The sequence below is a fragment of the Emticicia sp. genome, from assembly GCF_049241225.1.
GTDB lineage: Bacteria > Bacteroidota > Bacteroidia > Cytophagales > Spirosomataceae > Emticicia.
The window spans coordinates 25,790-29,037 of the sequence record NZ_JBMLRC010000332.1 but is presented as its reverse complement, the minus strand read 5'-3'; the positions used below and the strand labels follow the sequence as shown (position 1 = coordinate 29,037).

Here is a 3,248-nt window from a genome sequence, read left to right as displayed (position 1 = left end):
AAAACCGCTTGTGGATACGTCGGGCGAAACTGTGCATAGATGCTTGCTTGATTAGAAAAATTATCTTTTGGCATTTTCTTTCACTTTAAATTGTATTGCAAATTATTCATAAATTGTTTTACTTTCGTAAAAAAAATTAGAATATGGTAAAGCCAGTAGAAGAGAAAATTAAAAGCCGTACACGAAAAATCCCTGCAAAGTATATTAGGGAAGTGATAAATGGCAAGCCTTACTATTATAAAGGCTACAAAAGTGTAATGAATGGTACAAAACAAATCGAAGAAATTATGGGGAGCAGCTCATTGCAATCAATTATGGTAATGATTATAGGTTTTTTTATAAAATCGCACCTTAATAAATCAAAATACGTACTTGCGACCAATGAAGCAGGGCTTCATTTAGGTCATAATAACAATATTTCAACCGATATTGGCATTTTCTTGAAAGAAAAAGTGGTTATGAATGATAAATACTTTGAAATAGCTCCCGAAGTTGCGATAGAAGTTGATGTAAAAATTGAAACTGATAAAGATTTAGATTATGTTTTTTCAAAATCGGAAGAAATGATGAATTTTGGTACTGAAAGAATCCTTTGGATAATTACCAAACACAAGAAAATATTTGTGTTTTCAAAAAATGAAACGACACAAATTTTAGACTGGAATAAAGATGTTGTAGTGATGGAAGGGGTAGTTTTAAATATACATGATTTACTCGAAGAAGAAGGCGTAAATCACCTATTAGCTTAGCTTCACAAATTCAATATTCCGCTTCAAACCTTCCAATTTTGTGCGTTTAACGGCACTTCTTCTAAAAACCTCTTGAAAAACTTCCTGCGAAATTTCTTCCCAATCGGTTTTTGTAAATTGTTCTAAATGAGGGTGTTGTCGAAAATCTACTGTTTGTGTAGGTCGAGAAAAACGATTCCACGGACACACATCTTGGCAAATATCACAACCAAAAATCCAATTTTCAAATTTCCCTTTTACTTCATCAGGAATTGCTTCTTTTAGCTCAATCGTAAAGTAAGAAATACATTTCGAGCCATCAACTACATAAGGCTGTGTTATGGCATCAGTCGGACAAGCATCTACGCATCGGGTGCAGGTACCGCAATAATCTTTCATGGCAGTATCGGCTTGAAGCTCTAAATCACAAATGATTTCGCCGATAAAGAAAAAACTTCCGATTTCTCTCGTAATTAGATTAGTGTGTTTCCCGACCCAGCCAATGCCGCTTTTTTTTGCCCAAACTTTATCCATCACAGGGGCAGAATCCACAAAAACACGCCCGTTTACCTCACCAATTTCTTCCGAAATATAAGTCATCAAATCTTTTAGTTTATCTTTCAGCACAAAATGATAATCTGTGCCGTAAGCGTATTTCGAGATTTTGTAAGATTCGTCGTTTTCGGGTAAAGTTTGTTCAGGAAAATAGTTTAGAATGACCGTAATGACTGATTTTGCTCCATCAACCAATTTACGTGGGTCAAGGCGTTTATCGAAATGATTGGCCATGTAGGCCATTTTTCCGTGATAATTCAAGTTGAGCCATTTTTCTAAACGTGGAGCTTCTTCTTCCAAAAATTCGGCTTTTGATATACCGCAGGCATCAAAGCCCAGCTCGATTGCTTTTGATTTGATTTGTTGAGAAAATTTTTGTTGAAGCAGTAGCTGCATTTTTTAAAGAAATTTTTACTTTTTAATATTCTCAGGCGAAACCCACTCGTCATATTCACTATCATATTCGGTGTAATGAATATAATGTAGGCACGAAAATTTCTTCAAAACCTTTGCTGGATACCATTTTTCGTCAGTCGTTGAAAATACTTTCACACTTGCACCAATCGGAAAATCGCTGGCACACTTGAATGGTTTCACCCTCGATGGCTCAACGATATCAACTTCGTTGTTGGTATAGCTATAAAACCTAACTTTCAGTTTTTTATCTGCTTCAACACCTTCAATAAATCCGAGCCAATCGGTTCCATCATAATCTACCATTACTCGCTCACCGATTCTGCTATTTTTCTTGGCAGGAATACCACTACTCAAAGTCCAATTTTTCATACTTACTGGCACAAAATATGACGCCTTTTGGCCTTCAACCACGGCCATTTCGGTATCAATATAACTCGCCAATTCGGCCAACTGCACTGCTCCATTATTATTGGTGTCAACAAAATTTCGACCTTCGAGTGCATAAAGCAGGGCATTAGAAAAAGTCCAGTTTCCAGTCGAAACATTGGTTGGCACAACCGAATTAAGTGCAGCGTAATTTCGAGTTTTGTATTTCTGAACTTCCATAGCCAGTCCCCCCGAATTACAACAATCGGCTGTAAACAATGCGGTATTTCCAGCAAAATTTTCGTTTACGGTCTTCACAATTTCTTCGGCAGTCCAATCTGCACCTTTATAATTGGCAAAACATACCTTTCCACCATCATTTTTATAGCCGTGTCCGCAGTAATAAAAAAACAAAATATCACCTTTCTTGGCCTGTTTCAAGAATGGCACAAAAGCCTCTCTCACAGCACTTGTTGAGGCCTTTTGGTCTTTTATATAAAGCATCTGATTGGCTGGCACACCTTGTTTTTCAAAAAACTTCATAATTTTGGCATCAACTCTTCCCTTTTTATCAAACGACGCAAAAGTATTAGCATCGGCCCATTCCAAAACCCCAACCATAAAAACCCAAGTTCGAGTATAATCCAATTTTTCTTGACCAATTCCTTTCAAGCTAAGCGATGTAAGTAAAAATAATAGGAACGTTTTTTTCATTTTTGATTAATTTTTCTGGTAAAATGACGTTGTTTTAAGGTAAATAAACGAATCAAATGCTGTTTTATTTTCAATCTCGATTTCGATAGGAACATAAAAAAAACGCTTCAACTCTGCTTCCGAAAGCTGCGGTTTTAGCTTTACCATGTCTTTTTCGGTTGTGATAATTTGTAAGCTTTCGTGACTTTCTTCTAAAACTTTATCAATATCTTTTCTCGAAAAAGCATGATGGTCAGGAAAATCAAAGTTTTTTTCTATCATCAACGAACTTTCAGCGAGGTATTTCAAAAAAACTTCGGGTTTGGCAATAGCCGTCAGAACACCGATGTTTTTTCTCTCATCGAAGGCAGCGGTTTCGGCATAACCCACTATATTTTGATAACGAATTTTTGAAAAAAACACAGGAGTTTCTGCTTTTGTATAAGCCCAAACTGCATCTCGAATCTTTTCTTTTTCTACTTCATCAAT

4 protein-coding genes are annotated in these 3,248 nt (G+C 36.2%); 1 reads left to right on the top strand and 3 read right to left on the bottom strand.

Going from position 1 to position 3,248, the window contains the following annotated elements; genetic code table 11:
* Positions 1-143: 143 nt before the first annotated feature.
* Positions 144-749: a Uma2 family endonuclease gene (locus ACOVO2_RS17790; RefSeq protein ID WP_421771276.1), complete on the top strand. Its 606-nt coding sequence runs from the start codon at positions 144-146 to the stop codon at positions 747-749.
* Here ACOVO2_RS17790 and queG read toward each other — a convergent pair.
* The 3 genes from queG to ACOVO2_RS17775 form a co-directional block, all read right to left on the bottom strand.
* Positions 741-1,679 (bottom strand): tRNA epoxyqueuosine(34) reductase QueG, encoded by a 939-nt coding sequence (gene queG, locus ACOVO2_RS17785; protein ID WP_421771275.1) that lies wholly within the window; start codon positions 1,677-1,679, stop codon positions 741-743. The two genes, ACOVO2_RS17790 and queG, sit on opposite strands and share 9 nt — an antisense overlap.
* A 15-nt stretch (positions 1,680-1,694) precedes the next feature.
* Positions 1,695-2,780 carry a Tudor-knot domain-containing protein gene (locus tag ACOVO2_RS17780; protein WP_421771274.1) on the bottom strand — a complete coding sequence of 362 codons (1,086 nt, stop codon included), beginning with the start codon at positions 2,778-2,780 and terminating at the stop codon, positions 1,695-1,697.
* A 6-nt stretch (positions 2,781-2,786) separates the two neighbouring features.
* On the bottom strand, positions 2,787-3,248 hold a 462-nt coding region (locus ACOVO2_RS17775; RefSeq protein WP_421771273.1), incomplete at its 5' end, for a tetraacyldisaccharide 4'-kinase.

Coding starts and splice junctions, on each gene's coding strand:
- ACOVO2_RS17790 (WP_421771276.1), top strand. CDS start 144: ATGGTAAAGCCAGTAGAAGAGAAAATTAAAAGCCGTACACGAAAAATC.
- queG (WP_421771275.1), bottom strand. CDS start 1,679: ATGCAGCTACTGCTTCAACAAAAATTTTCTCAACAAATCAAATCAAAA.
- ACOVO2_RS17780 (WP_421771274.1), bottom strand. CDS start 2,780: ATGAAAAAAACGTTCCTATTATTTTTACTTACATCGCTTAGCTTGAAA.